This is a genomic window from Nonomuraea sp. NPDC049625 (genome assembly GCF_040675285.1).
In the GTDB taxonomy this organism is placed as follows: domain Bacteria; phylum Actinomycetota; class Actinomycetes; order Streptosporangiales; family Streptosporangiaceae; genus Nonomuraea; species Nonomuraea angiospora_A.
The window spans coordinates 82,057-97,470 of the sequence record NZ_JBFAOQ010000016.1 but is presented as its reverse complement, the minus strand read 5'-3'; the positions used below and the strand labels follow the sequence as shown (position 1 = coordinate 97,470).

Annotated in this window: 13 protein-coding genes; 8 read left to right on the top strand and 5 right to left on the bottom strand. The window is 69.5% G+C overall.

What is annotated here, in order from left to right; genetic code table 11:
* Window positions 1–55: 55 nt before the first annotated feature.
* Genes AB0J87_RS48315 through AB0J87_RS48305 form a run of 3 tightly spaced genes read right to left on the bottom strand, consistent with a single transcriptional unit; the run spans window position 56 to window position 2,723 of the window.
* Window positions 56–835 (bottom strand): ABC transporter permease, encoded by a 780-nt coding sequence (locus AB0J87_RS48315; RefSeq protein ID WP_350724275.1) that lies wholly within the window; start codon window positions 833–835, stop codon window positions 56–58.
* Window positions 832–1,608 carry an ABC transporter permease subunit gene (locus tag AB0J87_RS48310; protein ID WP_363978704.1) on the bottom strand — a complete coding sequence of 259 codons (777 nt, stop codon included), beginning with the start codon at window positions 1,606–1,608 and terminating at the stop codon, window positions 832–834. The genes AB0J87_RS48315 and AB0J87_RS48310 overlap by 4 nt, the downstream gene beginning before the upstream one ends.
* Window positions 1,605–2,723, bottom strand: a complete 1,119-nt coding sequence (locus AB0J87_RS48305; protein ID WP_363978701.1) for an ABC transporter substrate-binding protein — start codon at window positions 2,721–2,723, stop codon at window positions 1,605–1,607. The genes AB0J87_RS48310 and AB0J87_RS48305 overlap by 4 nt, the downstream gene beginning before the upstream one ends.
* Before the next feature lie 275 nt (window positions 2,724–2,998).
* Here AB0J87_RS48305 and AB0J87_RS48300 point away from each other — a divergent pair, with 275 nt between their 5' ends.
* From AB0J87_RS48300 to AB0J87_RS48275, 6 genes are all read left to right on the top strand, one after another.
* The gene (locus AB0J87_RS48300) at window positions 2,999–5,758 is read left to right on the top strand and encodes a nitrate- and nitrite sensing domain-containing protein (RefSeq protein WP_363978698.1); all 2,760 of its coding nucleotides are present in this window, start codon (window positions 2,999–3,001) and stop codon (window positions 5,756–5,758) included.
* Complete coding sequence (locus AB0J87_RS48295) at window positions 5,755–6,180, top strand: roadblock/LC7 domain-containing protein (RefSeq protein ID WP_350724283.1); 426 nt, start codon at window positions 5,755–5,757, stop codon at window positions 6,178–6,180. The genes AB0J87_RS48300 and AB0J87_RS48295 overlap by 4 nt, the downstream gene beginning before the upstream one ends.
* A 130-nt stretch (window positions 6,181–6,310) precedes the next feature.
* Window positions 6,311–7,276 carry a helix-turn-helix domain-containing protein gene (locus AB0J87_RS48290; RefSeq protein ID WP_363978695.1) on the top strand — a complete coding sequence of 322 codons (966 nt, stop codon included), beginning with the start codon at window positions 6,311–6,313 and terminating at the stop codon, window positions 7,274–7,276.
* A gap of 249 nt (window positions 7,277–7,525) precedes the next feature.
* Window positions 7,526–8,071 carry a sigma-70 family RNA polymerase sigma factor gene (locus AB0J87_RS48285; protein WP_350724287.1) on the top strand — a complete coding sequence of 182 codons (546 nt, stop codon included), beginning with the start codon at window positions 7,526–7,528 and terminating at the stop codon, window positions 8,069–8,071.
* Window positions 8,064–8,330: a hypothetical protein gene (locus tag AB0J87_RS48280; protein ID WP_350724289.1), complete on the top strand. Its 267-nt coding sequence runs from the start codon at window positions 8,064–8,066 to the stop codon at window positions 8,328–8,330. Before AB0J87_RS48285 ends, AB0J87_RS48280 begins: the two co-directional genes overlap by 8 nt.
* A gap of 65 nt (window positions 8,331–8,395) precedes the next feature.
* Window positions 8,396–9,151, top strand: a complete 756-nt coding sequence (locus AB0J87_RS48275) for a hypothetical protein (RefSeq protein WP_363978691.1) — start codon at window positions 8,396–8,398, stop codon at window positions 9,149–9,151.
* A gap of 96 nt (window positions 9,152–9,247) precedes the next feature.
* Here AB0J87_RS48275 and AB0J87_RS48270 read toward each other — a convergent pair whose 3' ends face one another.
* The gene (locus AB0J87_RS48270; protein ID WP_363978688.1) at window positions 9,248–10,408 is read right to left on the bottom strand and encodes a pyridoxal phosphate-dependent aminotransferase; all 1,161 of its coding nucleotides are present in this window, start codon (window positions 10,406–10,408) and stop codon (window positions 9,248–9,250) included.
* 52 nt (window positions 10,409–10,460) lie between these two features.
* On the opposite strand from AB0J87_RS48270, the gene AB0J87_RS48265 reads away from it, so the two are divergent.
* Window positions 10,461–11,006: an XRE family transcriptional regulator gene (locus tag AB0J87_RS48265; protein ID WP_363978685.1), complete on the top strand. Its 546-nt coding sequence runs from the start codon at window positions 10,461–10,463 to the stop codon at window positions 11,004–11,006.
* Between the two features lie 21 nt (window positions 11,007–11,027).
* Window positions 11,028–11,840, top strand: a complete 813-nt coding sequence (locus AB0J87_RS48260; RefSeq protein WP_363978682.1) for an alpha/beta hydrolase — start codon at window positions 11,028–11,030, stop codon at window positions 11,838–11,840.
* On the opposite strand, the gene AB0J87_RS48255 is transcribed toward AB0J87_RS48260, so the two are convergent.
* Window positions 11,841–15,386: a WD40 repeat domain-containing serine/threonine protein kinase gene (locus AB0J87_RS48255; RefSeq protein WP_363978680.1), complete on the bottom strand. Its 3,546-nt coding sequence runs from the start codon at window positions 15,384–15,386 to the stop codon at window positions 11,841–11,843.
* Between the last annotated feature and the right edge of the window lie 28 nt (window positions 15,387–15,414).

The following is a 15,414-nucleotide window of genomic DNA, read 5'->3' as shown; positions in this document are numbered from 1 at the left end:
GAGACCGCTTCCCAGAGGAGCTTGTCGGATGACGGCATGTGTCCTTTTCCAGAAGTCATGGCGTACGGTTCGCCTGCCTGTGCCAGATCAGCAGCCGGCGCTCCGCGAGCACGAACAGCGCGTTGACGATATAACCGAGAATGCCCAGCAGGGCGATCGTCGCCCAGACGCCGGGTGTGTCGAAGCTCCGTTGCGCCACCAGCAGTTGGTAGCCGATGCCGTTCGTGCTGCCGAACACCTCGGAGATCACCATGAGGATCAGCGCGAGGGACAGGCTCAGTCGCAGGCCCGCGAAGATCTTGGGCGAGGCGGCGGGGATGACGATCCGGTGCAGCCGCTGCGGTCTCGACAGCCCGAAGACCGTGGCGGTCTCGGTGTAGGTGCGGTCGACGTTTCTGGCTCCGTCGATCGAATTGAGCAGTACGGGCCAGATCACGCCGGAGACGATCGCGGCGAGCTGCATGGCCAGGCCGGCCTGGAACAGCGCCAGGAACAGCGGCAGCAGCAGGGGCGGCGGAACGGCACGGCCGAATTCGATCAGCGCGTCCACGTAGTCGGCCGCGACCCGCGAGCGCCCCAGTGCCACGCCGGCCACCACTCCGATGAACGCGGCCAGCAACCAGCCGGAGAACATGCGTCCCATGCTGGGCAGGATGTTGTCCACGGCGTCGTCGGTGAGGAACAGGCGCGCGGCCGGGCCTGAGAACCACAGCTCGTGCATGCGGGCGACGATGCTCGTGGGCGGTGGGAAGTCGGTGTCTCCGAGCCGCCGCGTGACGAGCTCCCAGGCGGCGATGACAGGGAGGATCACCAGGACCCCGGCAAGTGATCTCACGTCTGCGCCGCACCCGTCCGCGCCAGGTGCCAGCCGAACAGACGGCGCTCGGCCGCCCGCAGCGAGGCGTTGGCCACCAGGCCGAACATGCCGGCCCACAGCGTGGCCGCCATGACGAGGTCGGTCCTGTTTGCGCTGCCCGCCTGGATGGCGAAGACGCCCAGGCCCGCGGTTCCACCGGCGAACAGCTCGGCGCTGACGGCGATGATCAGCGCGACCCCGGAGGCGATCCGGACACCGGTCGCGACGAAAGGCGCGGCGCTGGGCAGGCTCACTCTGCCGAGCACGGCCACCGGCCCGAATCCGAAGCTACGCAGCGAATCCTTCGCCAGCGGGTCGACGTCGTGCATGCCGTACAACGTGTTGAACAGGATCGGCCAGACGGACGCGTACACGATGACGCCGACCTTCATCAGGCCGTCCACCGGGATCAGCAGGATCGCCAGCGGGATGACCGCGACCGAGGGAATGGGCCGCAGAAACTCCAGTACGGGCCGGGCGGCGCGCTCCAACGGGGCCAGCGCGCCGAGCAGGACGCCTGCCGGGACCGCCACCGCCACCGCCACCAGCAGGCCGAGTGCCCAGTTCGTGAGCGTCGTGAGCGCTCCCAGCAGGAACTCTCCGTCGACCACCAGCCGCACGGCCTCCATCAGGATGACGGAGGGCGCGGGGAAGATCACGCCGTCGCCCAGCCCGAACCGGATCACCAGCTCTCCCGCGACGAGGAACGCCGCAACGCCGGCGACGCTGCGGAATGACCGCGAATGACTCATCCGTCCGACGGCGTCGCGATGACCGACTTCACGTCGATCGGACTCTCGAGGTACTTGTACTCAAGCATGAGGTCGGCGACCTTTTGCAGCCTGTTGGCGCTCAGCGCGCTCGGGAAGGTGCCCAGGGTGATGACCGAAGCGGTCTTCGCATCGATCTTCGTGTACTTGGGCAGGATCGCCTCGATCTCCTTACGGTCGTTCGACGCGAGTTCCTGCGCCTTGGCGATGGCTCGCTGAAAGGCGGCCAGCGTCTTCGGGTTCTTTTTGACCCAGTCGTCGGAGGCCATCCAGCCTGCGATCGGCAGGTCCTCGGTCTGCCCCGTCATGGTGTCGGCGATCTTGCGGAAGCCCAGCTTGCTCTGGTTGGCGGTGATGAACGGCTCGGTGATCCAGGCGGCGTCGGCCTGTCCGGCCTGGAGCGCGTTGCCCATGTCGGGGAAGGGCTTCTCGGCGAATTTGACGTCGTTCTCGGTGAGACCGGCCACCTTCAGCTGGGTCGTGACGGCCAACGTGGCGATGTTCCGGAAGTTGTTGACCAGGACGGTCTTGTCCTTGAGATCCGCGACGGTCTTGATCGGCGAATCCTTCGGGACCATGATGTTGTAGGTGTTCGGGCCGGCCTGGTACATGTCCGCGACGAGCTTGAACTTCTCGCCCTTGCTCACCGCCAGGAAGGTCGAGACGTAGTTGGTCTGGGTGATGTCCAGCTGACCGCTCTTGATCTGCGGAAGGGCCGCGGCGCCGCCGACGATGGCGACCGGCTCGACCGTCAGGCCCTCTTGTTTGAAAAAGCCCTTGTTGATGGCGATGTAGAGGGAGACGGGGTCGGGAATCGGCATGGCGCCGACCCTGATGGTGGCCTTCTCCAGGCCGTTGCCGCCCGAGCCGGCCGACTGGCCGTTTCCGCCGCAGCCGGTGAATAACAGAGTGGCGGTAACGCCGAGCACGAGAGTGCGACGGCGCACTTTGCAGGTCATTTGAGGTTCTCCTAACACAGGAAGCCTCCGGTGATCGGCACCGGGGCACCGAGCGTGAAGATTACCGAAGGCGAGATCGATGCTGAAGCGCGACGGATGACGTTTCTCTTGGATTTCTCTGCAAATGAATTGCGTCACCAGCGCTAACAGCGGGTGCGGCGCCGAATGATCCGATGCTCCTGGGATCGAACTGCCGAGTTACTGTGTGTGATGTTTGCAGAGACGTGCAAATGTTGATTTATCTAGTACCTTGATTGGCGTTGGCCAGCTAATGGGGTTTGTGGTCGAATTGCGCCGGAGCTTGCCCGTGCTCGGTCAGTGGCGCCGGAGCTTGCCCGCGTTCAGTCAGCGACGTGGCTGAAGTCTCCCGAGGCAGGCCGTCCGGGGGACGCTTGCCATCGGTAAGGACAAAGATGACCCAAGTTGGTCGTGCCGGCGTTCCCGTTCTGCAGGAACGGTTCGTGGCCGACGAGAAGTCACCGGAGCAGGCGTCGGTGGAGCAGGTTCCCGCTCATGGGAACCCGATGGCGTTGCGGAACTGGCGGGTGCGAACCCGCCTCATCACGCTTATCGCCATTCCGACCCTGGTGGCCGTGGTCCTGGGCGCGCTGCGGGTCGGCATATCGATCAGCAGCGCGGAGCAGAATCAGCGCATCAGCAATGTGGGCTCCTTGGTGACGCAGCTCGGCGAGCTGTCCCGCGAAATGGCACTCGAGCGAGACCTTTCCGCGTACTATGTCGCCTCCGACAGGGCATCGGCGCAGCTGGAGCGGCTCACGGCCCAGCGGCGGATCGTCGATTCCAGCGTGCAGCGTACGAGCGCGACGGCCGCGGAGGTCGAGGACTCGCTGTCCGATCTCGGTCGCAGGAAGCTGGCCCTCGTCCGCATCAGGCTGACCCAGCTCGCCTCGCTGCGTGCCACCGTGTCCGGGCAGAACGCGCAGCTGCCGCCGCTCCCGACGATGGAGAAGTACTCCGAGGTCATCGCGGAGATGCTGCAACTGTACGACGAGGTGGGGCAGGGCTCGACGGACGAGCAGCTGATCTCCACCAGCGCCGCGCTGCGAGCCGTCGCCCGATCGGAGGAGGAGGCCGCCAAGCTGCGAGGGCTGTTGACGATCGCGCTTGTCAAAGGGTCGTTCGAAGAGCCCGAGCGCAAGGCTTTCCTCGACGCCCGTTCCAACCGCGAGAGCGAACGCGCCTCTTTTCGCGCCGTGGCCACGCTGGCGCAGCGGCAGTTCCACGACAACACGGTCGCCAGCGTGGAGGTCGGCCGGGGCGAGTTCTACATCAACAGGGCCGTGTTCCTCGCCAATGCCGGCCTGCCCCTGCGGCGGCTCGACACCTCGACTTCCAACGACGTCACCCTGTGGTTCAACGCCATCAGCGACACCGTCGACCGGCTGCACACCGTTCAGCGGGCGTTGCTGGAGCAGGTCGGCACCCGAAGCGCCGACATTCAGTCCAGCGACCGGTCCGCGGCCACGCTCAACATCATCATCCTCGCCGTGCTGCTGCTCCTGGTCCTCGCCATCACCGCGGTCATGGCCCGCTCGCTCGTCCGGCCGCTCAGGCGGTTGCGCAGGGACGCGCTCATGATCGCCAGCCAGCGGCTCCCCGAGCTCGTGCGGCAGCTGCGCAACAGCGAGGTCGACACGAAGGCGATACACGTGCCGCCGATCGCCATCTCCTCCAAGGACGAGATCGGCGAGGTGGCGCGGGCGTTCGACGAGGTCCACCGTGAGGCGGTCCGGCTGGCGGGCGAGGAGGCCCGCCTGCGCGCCAACGTCAACGCGATGTTCGTGAACCTGTCGCGCCGCAGCCAGACGCTGGTGGAGCGGCAGATCACCCTGATCGACGGGCTGGAGCAGGGCGAGCAGGACGAGCAGCGGCTCGGCAACCTGTTCAGGCTGGACCACCTGGCCACCCGTATGCGGCGTAACAGCGAGAACCTGCTGGTTCTCGCCGGCCAGGAGACGCCCCGCCGCTGGAGCAAGCCCGTCAAGCTGGTCGACGTCGCCCGCGCCTCGCTGTCGGAGGTCGAGAACTACGAGCGGGTCATCCTCCAGGTGCCCGACGGCGTCGCGGTGGCCGGCCAGGCCGTCAACGACATCATTCACCTGCTCGCCGAGCTTGTGGAGAACGCGTTGTCGTTCTCGCCGCAGGAGACCCAGGTGACGGTGTCGGGCAGCAGGATCGACGGGGGCGGCATGATGCTGTCGATCACCGACTCCGGCATCGGCATGACCCCGGACGAGCTCACCATCGCCAACGACCGCCTCATCGACGCGCCCACCGTGGACGTGTCGGTGTCGCGGCGCATGGGCCTGTTCGTGGTCGCGCGGCTGGCCCACCGACACGGCGTCCGGGTGCAGTTGCGCCCGCACGAATCCGGGGGGCTCACCGCGATGATCCTCATGCCCGAGGCGATGCTCGCCGCGCAGGCGCCCAGCTATCCCGGCGGCTCCGCCGAGGCTGTCCCCACCCCACCGCAGTGGGGCTCGTTCCAGATGGGTCCGGCCCATCCTTCGTACCCGTCTCACCCGTCCAACCCGTCCGGCGCCTGGCTCACGCCGTCGGAGAGGCCGGGGGGATCCGGCGGCTGGCCGTCCTCCGACACCGGCTCGTACGCCACCGCCGACCCGTGGGCGCCGCCGAGGAGACCGTACGACCCGCCGAGCCAGGAAGCGATCTTCCCCAGGCGTCCCAACCTGGGCCTGCGCGGCGGCATGGACGACGCGCCGCAGCGGCCGTCCGGTTATGACTTCCCCGACACGGCGTCGGCGTCCACCGGTCCCATTCCGGCCGCCAAAGCGGCCTCGGACGAGTATCTGCCGATCTACGCCTCGATCGAGTCGGCGTGGTTCGAGCAGGGAGTCAGCTGGGGGGCGGCCGACGCCGGATGGAACGCCGCCAAAGCCGCCGCCGTGGAGCCGGTGCGCGACGGCGAGACCGCGACCGGGCTGCCCAAGCGGGTGCCCAAGGCCAACCTGGTGCCGGGCTCGGCCACCACGGCCTCCACGCCCCAAGATGTCCCGCCGATGCCGTCCGTCTCGGCGGGCCGGGTACGCAGCCGCCTGTCCAGCTTCCAGCAGGGCTACCGGTCCGCTCGCGACGACATCAGCATGGGCAGGGCCGCCCCTGACCCGAAGCACAGAGGACAGGGCGCATGAACGACGTGAGCTACATGGCGTACGAGGTCGACTGGCTGATCAGCGAATTCGTCGGCATCGTTCCAGGAGTCGTCCACGTCGTCCTCTTCTCCGCCGATGGCCTGCCGTTGGCGACGTCCTCGGGCTTCCCCGTCGACCGGGCCGGCCGGCTGGCCGCGATCACCTCTGGGCTGGTCGGCCTGTCGGTGGCCGCGGCCTGCGCCCTCGACGGGGGTGGGGTCGTTCAGAGCATGGTGGAGATGGCGAACGGCATGATGCTGACCACCATGTCGATCGGCGAAAGCGCTTGCCTGGCCGTGCTCTCCGAGCCCGACTGCGACGCGGCGCTTGTCGCGTACCACATGACGCTCATGGCGGACCGTGCGGGTCAGGTGCTGACTCCCGCCGTACGCGAACATCTGCGCGCCAGCCAGATCAGGTGATGCGGACGTGTGATTAGGACGCGGGCGATCATCGCTTTCCGGTATCCCGGCCGACCGCTGAAGCAAGTTTGTATGCGCCACCGTGAGACGCTGCTTCCTATTTGCCGAAGCTCGAGAGGAAGAGTTACCAATGCGCACGCGCCTGGTCATTGAGCGACTTGATCGGGTACCCGTGACCGTGACGATGGTCCCCGGATTGTCCATGCTCGCGCTGATCTGCGATGCGCTCGCGGGCCGGGACAGGGGTGCCCCCGAACGATGGCGGCAACTGGTGCGCTCTGCCGCGGTGGCACCCGACGGAATGGTGGTGGATTCGCTCTCGGCACCCGGTTACACCATATTTCCCGATGTCGCGTTCCCCGGAGACTTCAGCCGAGATCTGGACGTTCCCACGCAGCTCGAAATGCTTCGCGATCTGTCGCCCGACGCGTTACAAACAGAGCTGGACTCCATCACCGACGGGAGACCGCCGCCCCACTGGCAGCCCGCGATGAAGCACCCTCGCCGTTGGCTGCACGGATTTGCCGACCTGCTGGGGCAGGCATGGTCCGCCATGTATCCGGAATGGCAGCAGACCCGCGCGCTGTTCGATCGCGAAGTCGAGCGGATCGCCGTGGCCAGCGCCCGAGGAGCACTCGATGTCGTGCTCAATGACGTGCACGCAGACTGCACTTTCAGTGAGGGCGCGCTGAGCGTCCCCGACTATGGTCCCGACGAGTTCTCCATCGAGTCCAGGGGCCTGGTGCTGATCCCCATGCTCGCCGGGCCGGACGCGCTCATTGTCCGTTTCGACGGTCCGGACGCCGTCTGGATCGGCTATCCCCCGCCGTACCTGACGGCGCCCCGGCCGAAGGACACCGAGGAGCAGCTCCAGTTCCTCTTCGGCGACGCACGGGCGACCATCCTGGCCAGCGTCGACCAGCCGATGTCGATGGGCGTTCTGGCCAGGCGCATCAAATGTCACCCCAGCGTGATCACCTACCACTGCAAGCGCCTCGAATCGGCGGGGCTGGTCACCCGGCGGCGCGACGGCAGGGAGATCTACGTCCACCTGACCAGGCGCGGCGCGGCCCTTCTCGATCTCTTCACCTCCTGACCCCGGATCGACGGCGTCGACACCGCGGCCTCGGTCCCGGCCCACCGCCTGCGTGGCCGCCCCGGCACGAACCCGCACCATCGATGTCGCGCGTGGCGGGTGAATCCTCTGGCGGGTCCGGCGCCTCTCATATGCGTTCCGTCATCGACGAAGGAGAGGTTGTCGTGATCGTTGCTGTGGGAGTCGCGGTCGCCGTCGTACTCATCTGCACCTGTAGCGTGGTCGTGCTGCGGCGGAGGAGGCGTACGCGTGGCTGAGACGACGACCTGGCCGGACGAGGCGGTGATCGCGGCGGCCCGCGACGGCGACGCCGAGTCGATCGCCGCGCTGGTGTCGGGCGCGCACCCGCACGTGCGGCGCTTCGCGCGCCACCTGTGCGCCACGCCGGAGGACGCCGAGGACGCGGCGCAGGAGGCGTTGATCGTCCTCTATCGCAAGATCGGTACGCTGCGCGCCACCGGCGCCCTGGTGTCGTGGATGTTCCGGATCATCCGCAACGAATGCGTACGCAGGGCCAGGCTGGCGCTGCGGCCACCGCCTCCCCTCCACGGCGCCGCCATGCGGTCCGCGGAGGAAGAGGTGTTCGAGCGGCTGGAGGCGGCGCGGGTGGCGGCGGCCATCGCGGCGCTGCCGGCCGACCAGCGGCAGGTGCTGATCATGCGGGACGTCCAGGGCCTCAGCGGCCGGATGACCGCCGACGCGCTGGGCCTGAGCGTGGCGGCGATGAAGTCGCGCCTGCACCGCGCCCGCGCGGCCGTGCAGGACCGGCTGGGCGAGGGGGTGTGCGATGACTGACGGACACGAGTTCGCCAGCGCTTCGCTGCCCCGGCATCTGGCGCGTGGCGTGGTGGGGTTCGGGGCGTTGATCGGCTCGGTCGCGCTGATCCCGGTGATCGGGCCGGTCAGCCTGGTGCTGGCGCCGGTGGCGCTCCTGGCCTTCCGCGGGTGCCCGACGTGCTGGCTGATCGGCCTGGCGCAGACCGTCTCGATGGGACGGTTGCGGCGGTCGTGTACGGACGGCGTGTGCGAGCTGCACGTCGCCAAGCGGACGTAGCCGGCCTCTCCGGGAGATCGGGGGAATCGCCCCAAGGCGTCGGCAATGATCGATAACGTGCCGGGATGAGTGATGCGTTTCCTCGGCACGTGCTCTGCGTGCTCGGCGCCGGGCTGGACCTTTCGGAGATAGAACGGACTGCGGCCGGCTTCGGCGGTTTCGTCCTCGATCGCGAATACTCCGAGGCCGAACCCGACCCTCGGATGCCGGAGGCGTTCGAGGCCAGTATGGCGGCGGCCTCGTTCGACGAGGCGGACTGGGCCGCAGTGGAGTCCCACGACACCGTCGGCTACCTGCTGTCCGCGCCGATGATGCGGGAGCTGGCGTTCGACACCTCCCGGCGGTTGCTGGCGGTGACGGCCGCGCTGCTGCGGTCCGGAGCCACGGCGGTGAAGAACGAGAGCAGCGGGATCGCGCACGGCCGGGACCGCTGGCTCGCGCTGGCCGACCGAGCGGCCGACGCCACGGACGAGACCCTGGCCGACGCGCTGGTCAGCGCCTGGGTGCAGCGACCGCTCCACGACGGTCAGGTGCTCTACAGCTGCGGCATGCACCTGCTCGGCGCGCCCGATGTGGAGATCGAGGTCGGTGCGGAGCTTCCGACGGAGGACAGGCTGGCCGAGCTCGTCGCGCACCTGGACACGCTCGCCATCTACCTGCTGACCGATCCGCGCGCGGAGGAGATCGAGGACGGCGCCGGGTTCCGGATGGCCGAGGACGCTCCGCGCTGGTTGCTGCGCACCGGCGCGTGCGACCGCTATGACGAGGACGATCTGTTCTTCAACCCGTACGGATACATCCGGCTGACTCACGCCGACTGACGGACGCTCGATGAGGTCACCCACGGCTCCGCCGGACGGCTACGAACAGCCCTTCGGCGACGTACCAGCCGGGACAGCGGCGCAAACGTCCATGGTTCAGCCGACGGCCAGGCGGAAGCGGTCGCCGAGATCGGCGAGGCGTTCGACGGGTTCGTTGGCGAACACGAGCCGCAGGTAGTGCCCGCCGCTGGGGCCCCAGCCGTCCATGGGGGTGGCCGCGACCTTCGCCCGGTCGAACAGGCGCCGGGACAGTTCGGCGGGGGTCAGCTCCAGGGGTCTGGTGTCGATGAGGAGCGACCACCCGCCGTGCGGCCGGACGACCGGGTACGCGGCGAGCCGGCGCAGGACCGTCTCGCAGCGCCGTTGCCACTCGGCCGTGGCGGCGGCGACGTCGGCATCGGCGTCGGGCGCGTCCAGCGCGGCGGCCACGGCGTCCTGCCCCAGGCCGACCTGGCAGACGACGTTGGTCAGGCCCACCAGGCGGATGTCGGCGACGATGTCGGCGGGGCCGGTCACCCAGCCGACGCGCCAGCCGATGAGCCGCAGCTCCTTGGAGGCCGAACCGACGGTGATGGTGCGTCGTGCCAGGCCCTCGTGGGCCGCCGGGTGGCTGGGAGGGCGGCCGTCGAAGCGGATGCGTTCCATGGCCGCGTCGTAGATCAACCAGGCGTCGTGGCGTTCGCAGGCGTCGGCGAAGGCGGACCAGTGGCGCTCGTCCAGGACGAGGCCGGTCGGCATCGCCGGCCCCATCATCAGGACCGCCGCCGTGCCGGGTCTGACGGCGTCGGCGAGTCGTTCGGGGTCGACGGTCCAGCCGTCCGCGGTGGGCTGCGCGGGGACGAAGCGGGGAACGCCGCCCGCGAGCCGGACCCGGTTGACCAGGCCGGCGTATATGGGGTCGCACAGCACGACCTCCTGCCCGGGCTCGACGGTCGCCAGCAGCGTGTTGAGGATGCCGTTGAGCCCGCCGGCCACGCTGACGCATTCGGTGTCGGCGTCGTAGACGTGCCCGGAGATGCGCCCGACGTGCGCCGCGGCGGCCGCGCGAAGCGAGCGGCGCCCCTGGAAGGGCAGATAGCTGTTGGCCGCGTCGTCGTCGACGGCGGCATGCGTGGCGGCGATGGCGACGGCGGGCGGCCGCAGGTCGGTGTCGAGGTTCTCCAGCCGCAGGAACTCCGGGTCGCCCACGGCGTCGGCCGCGTCGCCGACGGCGTCCACGCCGATGCCCGGGATGTCGCGCAGCCGCGTCACCGTCATCTCGCCTCCAAAACCATTCTATTGGTACGTCCATACCACTATGCTGATACGCATGGAGCTCGCGCAAGTGGTGGGGACGAACGTGCACCGGCTGCGTACGGCGGCCGGGATATCGCTGGCCGACCTGGCGTCCGCCGGCGGCATCAGCAAGACCACGCTGCACGGCATCGAGCAGGGCCAGGGCAACCCGACCCTGAGCACCCTGTGGGCCCTGGCCACCGCGCTGAAGGCGTCCCTCGGCGAATTGCTGGAAGCGCCCGCCTCGACGATCGAGGTGGTACGCGCCGACGACCGGCGGCCACGGGTCGAGGGCGACGCGGTCAGCGCGCGTCTCCTGCACCGCATCAGGGTGCGCGGCACCGTGGAGGTCTACGACATCGCCATCGCCGAGAGCACCCAGCACTCCGACGCCCACCTGCCCGGCGTCGAGGAGTGCCTCGTGCTCACCCACGGAAGCGTCACCACGGGACCCGCCGATTCCCTCACCGACCTGGCCGAAGGCGATTCCATCCGGTTCGACGCCGCTCACCCGCACCTGTACCGAGGCCACACCCCGGACAATCGTGCCGTACTTCTCATGGTCCACCCGGAGAGCTGACCCGTTATGACCGTCCCCGATGTGTCCGAACTGCGTGAAGGCTCACGCCGGCGAGCCGCCGACCGCCCCCAAGGCCCCGCACTGGCCCGGGTGGAAGACCTGCACGGGCCGGACGGGCTGCCGCTGCGCCACTACCGGCCCTCCGAACAGGCCAGGCCGCTGATGGTGTTCGCCCATGGCGGCGCCTTCGTCATCGGTGACCTGGAGACCCATGACCGCACCTGCCGGCGCATCGCCCACGCCTGCGACGTCGAGGTGCTGGCCATCGACTACCGGCGCGCGCCCGAGCATCCGTACCCGGCGGCCGTCGAGGACGTGACCGCGGTGCTGCGCTGGGCCCGCCCGGCCGCGGTGGCCGGCGACAGCGCCGGCGGCTATCTGGCCACCATGGCCTGCCTGCGGCTGCGCGACGCCGGCGAGCCGGTGCCCGACCTGCAGATCCTGATCTGCCCCAACACCGACCTGACGCTCTCCCAGCCCAGCATCGTCGGCAAGGGCTCCGGCCACTCGCTGGACGCCGACTTCCTCGCCTGGGCCGTCGAGCTGTGGACACCGGACCCCGCCGACCGCGCGCCCGCCAGCCCGCTGCTGGCCGCAGACCTGTCCGGCATGCCGGACACCCTCATCGTGACCGCCGAACACGACGCCCTGCGCGACGAAGGCGACGCCTACGCCCGCCGGCTGGCGCAGGCCGGCGTCCACGTGACGCACCGGCAAGAGCCCGGCCTGGAGCACGGCTTCATCCAGAACATGGACCTGACCTCCGCCGAGGCGGCCGCCGCGCACGAGCGGCTGTTCGAGGACATCAGGACTCTGACGCGCCGGTCCCGGTGATCAGGGGCAGATCTTCCGGTACGGCAGGCCGGGCAGATACTCCTGCCACTCCGCGCGCGTCAGCGAGCGCCCGGCCCGGGCGCACACGGCCTCGGCCGTGCGCTCCGGATCGACGGAGACCGCGCGCAGCACCCCCGCCTCGTCGATGGTACGGAGCACCGCGCCACCGGCTCCGAACCCGGTCGCCATCAGCGGCTCGTCCGCCCCTGCGATCGACGACCCGAGCTTGCGAGGCGTGATGGGGTCCCAGAGCTGGACCTCCCCCTCAGTGATGGATGCGGCCACGTCGCCCGTCCGGGAGAAGACCAGCTGGATGATCCCGCTGTTGTCACCGGGGTACGGACGCAACGTCGGACCACGCCTCTTACCCGTGCGCAGATCCCAGAACGCGAGCCTGCCCGACTGGCTGTAGGCGGCGAGGCTCGCTCCATCAGGACTGAAGGCGATGCTTCTCAAACCGCTGCTCAGCCCTCCTGGGCCGAAGGCGGGGCCGACCGGCTGCCCGGAGGAGAGATCGATCAGGTGGTTGGCCGAGTCGCTCATCGGAGCGATGATCGTGCCGCCCGGCCGGAACACGATGCCCACCAGGTAGTTCGTGTCGATGGGCCGCAACCACTTGTGATGCGGCACGTCCCAGACGAAAAGCCGGTTTCGGGATGCGCCGCTGGTATCGGTGGCGGCGATCGCGACAAGCGTCCCGTGCTCGTTCACGGCCACGGCGTCCGCCATCCACTCACCCGGCAACTGGGCCCTGGTCACGCGCGACGGCTGCGCGGTGTCCCACATCTCCAGCGGCTTCCCCATGCCGCTGAAGGCCGCCAGCAGCCGCCCGTCTCCGCTGAACGCGAAGCCCAGGGTGCCGTCCCCGATCCTTATCTTCAGGGGCGATCCCAGCGGGCGGAGCTTCTCCGCGTCCCAGAGCACGAGCTGCTTCGCCTCGTACTGGTGCGTGGCGAGGAGCCGTCCATCACTGCTGAACACAGCGGTCTCAGGGGCGTGGCCGGGCAGCCGCGTGAGGTGGAGGACATCGGAGATGTCCAGGCTCACCACGGTCTCGTCGGTCAGGTAACGCAGGGTCGTGCCGTCGAAGCCCACGCTCTCGGGTGCGCCCCGGTAGGAGAGCACGGTGTTCCCGTCCGAGACCCGGACAAGCTCAAGGTTGTTGTTCTTCCTGACCACGAGGTAGCGGCCGTCCGGGCTGAACCACATTCTGGTGCCGCCGTAGCCGTTCCCCCCGAGCGCCGGCTGGCCGGCGAGGTCGCGTCCCGTGTGTGCGTCGACGAGGGAGACCCCTGAATCGGTGGCGCAGGCGATGGTCCGCCCGTCCGGGCTGATGGCCGCCGTCCACACCTTCTTGGCGCAGCCGTTCGAGCGGGGCCATGGTGCCACCGGTTTCCCGCTCGGCAGCCTCAGCAGGCTGAACCGGCCCATGACACCCCCGTTCACGACCAGGTCGTTGGCCAGGGTGACGGAGGGTTCGAGCATGCCGTCCCCCGCCTCGATGTCCGCGCCGGTCCGCGTGTCCCAGAGGCCGCCGGCCTGGGATCCCAGCACGTTGACGTACCGGTCGCCGGTCTGGAACTTGACCCCGTTGAAGTTTTCCGGCATATCGATCCTTCGTCTGGCTCCGGTCTGCCTGCCGGTGCTCGTGTCCCAGACATGGATCTCATCGCCCGCCGCCACGGCCAGCATCCGGCCGCTGGGGCTGAGGCCGGCGCCCAGGAACTTCTCCCTGCCGATCTTCAGGTCGTCCCAGCCGCCGGTCTTCCTCCCGGTCCGCAGGTCGTAGATCCGCACCCCCTGCGGGGACACGCTGACGAACGTGCGTCCGTCCCTGGTGATCTGCCGTACGGTCTCCGCGCCCGAGTCCGGGTCGGAGAACGCCGCGCGCTCGCGCTGTGCCCAGGCGTTCTGCAACGTCGCCCGCGTCGCGGTGACCGGGGCCAGCCGCCAGGCGGCGACGCTGAGCAGCATCGCCCGTACCGGGTCCGCCGTGCGCATCGCGTCGGCCTGGGCCGCCACCTTGCCCGCGACCGCCTCGTCCCGCTGCGCGGCGACGACCCTGCTCTGCTCCGAGATGACGAGGCTCTGCCGAACGGCGACGGCGCCGCCGATCAGGGCGAGGACGAGCAGGGCGGACAGAGTGACGGTGAGGAGGCGGCGGCGCCGGATCCGGTGGCGGGTGGCGGCGTTGCAGGCGTCGAGGAAGTCGCGTTCGAGCTTGCTGAGCGTGAGATGGCGGCGTCCGGTGGCGGCCCAGCGCAGCGCCGTCTCCAGGCGGCTGCCCTGGAAGACGTCGCCTTCACGGCGCCCGTGGGTGTTCCAGTGGCGCGCGGCGGCGCGGATCAGGTCGTGCGTGGGCAGGCCCTCGCGCTCGTCGCCGACCCAGGACCGCAGCCGCGGCCAGGCCTGTAACAGGGCGGGCCGGGCCAGCGCGACGTCGTCGCCTCGAACGGCGATCACGTAGGAGAAGACCTCCAGGATCCGTTCGAGCGCGGCCCGCTCGTCCGGTGTCCTCGCCTCGAACAGCTCCTCATGCGACGCGGTGCGTACGGTCACCTCACCTGCGTCGGTGACGGCCACCATGCGCAGGAACAGGTCGGGCACCAGGTCGCGTTCGCCGGGGCTGAGAAAACCGTAGGCGTCCTCCGCAAGCGTGCCGAGGGCGGGATCGGCCGCGGCTCCCCGGCTGAGCAGCCCGGCCTCGGCGCTGCCGACGGTGAGCAGGTCGGCCTGGCCGCCCTGGAACCCGCTGATCAGGCCGAGCAACAGCTCGCGCGCGGTAGGCCGGGCGAGCGGGTCCTTGGCCAGCGCTGCCGAGACCAGCGGCCGCAGCGAAGGCGGCAACGCGGAGAGGTCGGGTTCGGCGGACAGGACGCGGTGCATGACCGCGCCCAGGCTCTCGGCCCGGAAGGGGTCGTCGCCGTTGGCGGCGTAGAGCACGATCGCACCCCAGGAGAACACGTCGGCGGGAGCACCGGCACGCTGGCCGGTGAACACCTCCGGCGCCATGTAGGTCGGGGTGCCGGCCACCAGACCGGTGGCGGTCAGCGACATCTCCAGGGTCCGCGCCACCCCGAAGTCGATGACGCGCGGACCGTCGGGGCCGAGCAGCACGTTGTCAGGCTTGAGGTCGCGGTGCACGACGCCGGCGTCATGGATCGCGGTCAGCGCCGTGGCCACCGCGGTGGCCAGGCGGTGCAGCTCGTCGCCGCTGAAGCGGCGCCCGCCGGCGACGGCCTGACGCAGGCTCGGCCCTTCGACGTAGTCGCTGACGATGTACGGCTTGGGCGCGTCCAGATCGACCGCCAGCACTCGTGCCGTGCAGAACGAGGCCACCCGCCGGGCCGCCGTGGCCTCCTTGCCGAAGCGCGACCGCAGATCCGGATCGCCGGCGGCATCACCGTGCAGCACCTTGATGGCCACCCGGTCGCCCTGCGCGTCGTACGCCTCGTAGACCACCCCCTGGCCCCCCGCGCCCAGCCGCCCGGCCAGCCAGAAGTCCCCCAGCCGAAGAGGATCCCCAGGCAGCAGGGCCGACGCCATCTGATCACCCCGTCATCTCGGATCTTCT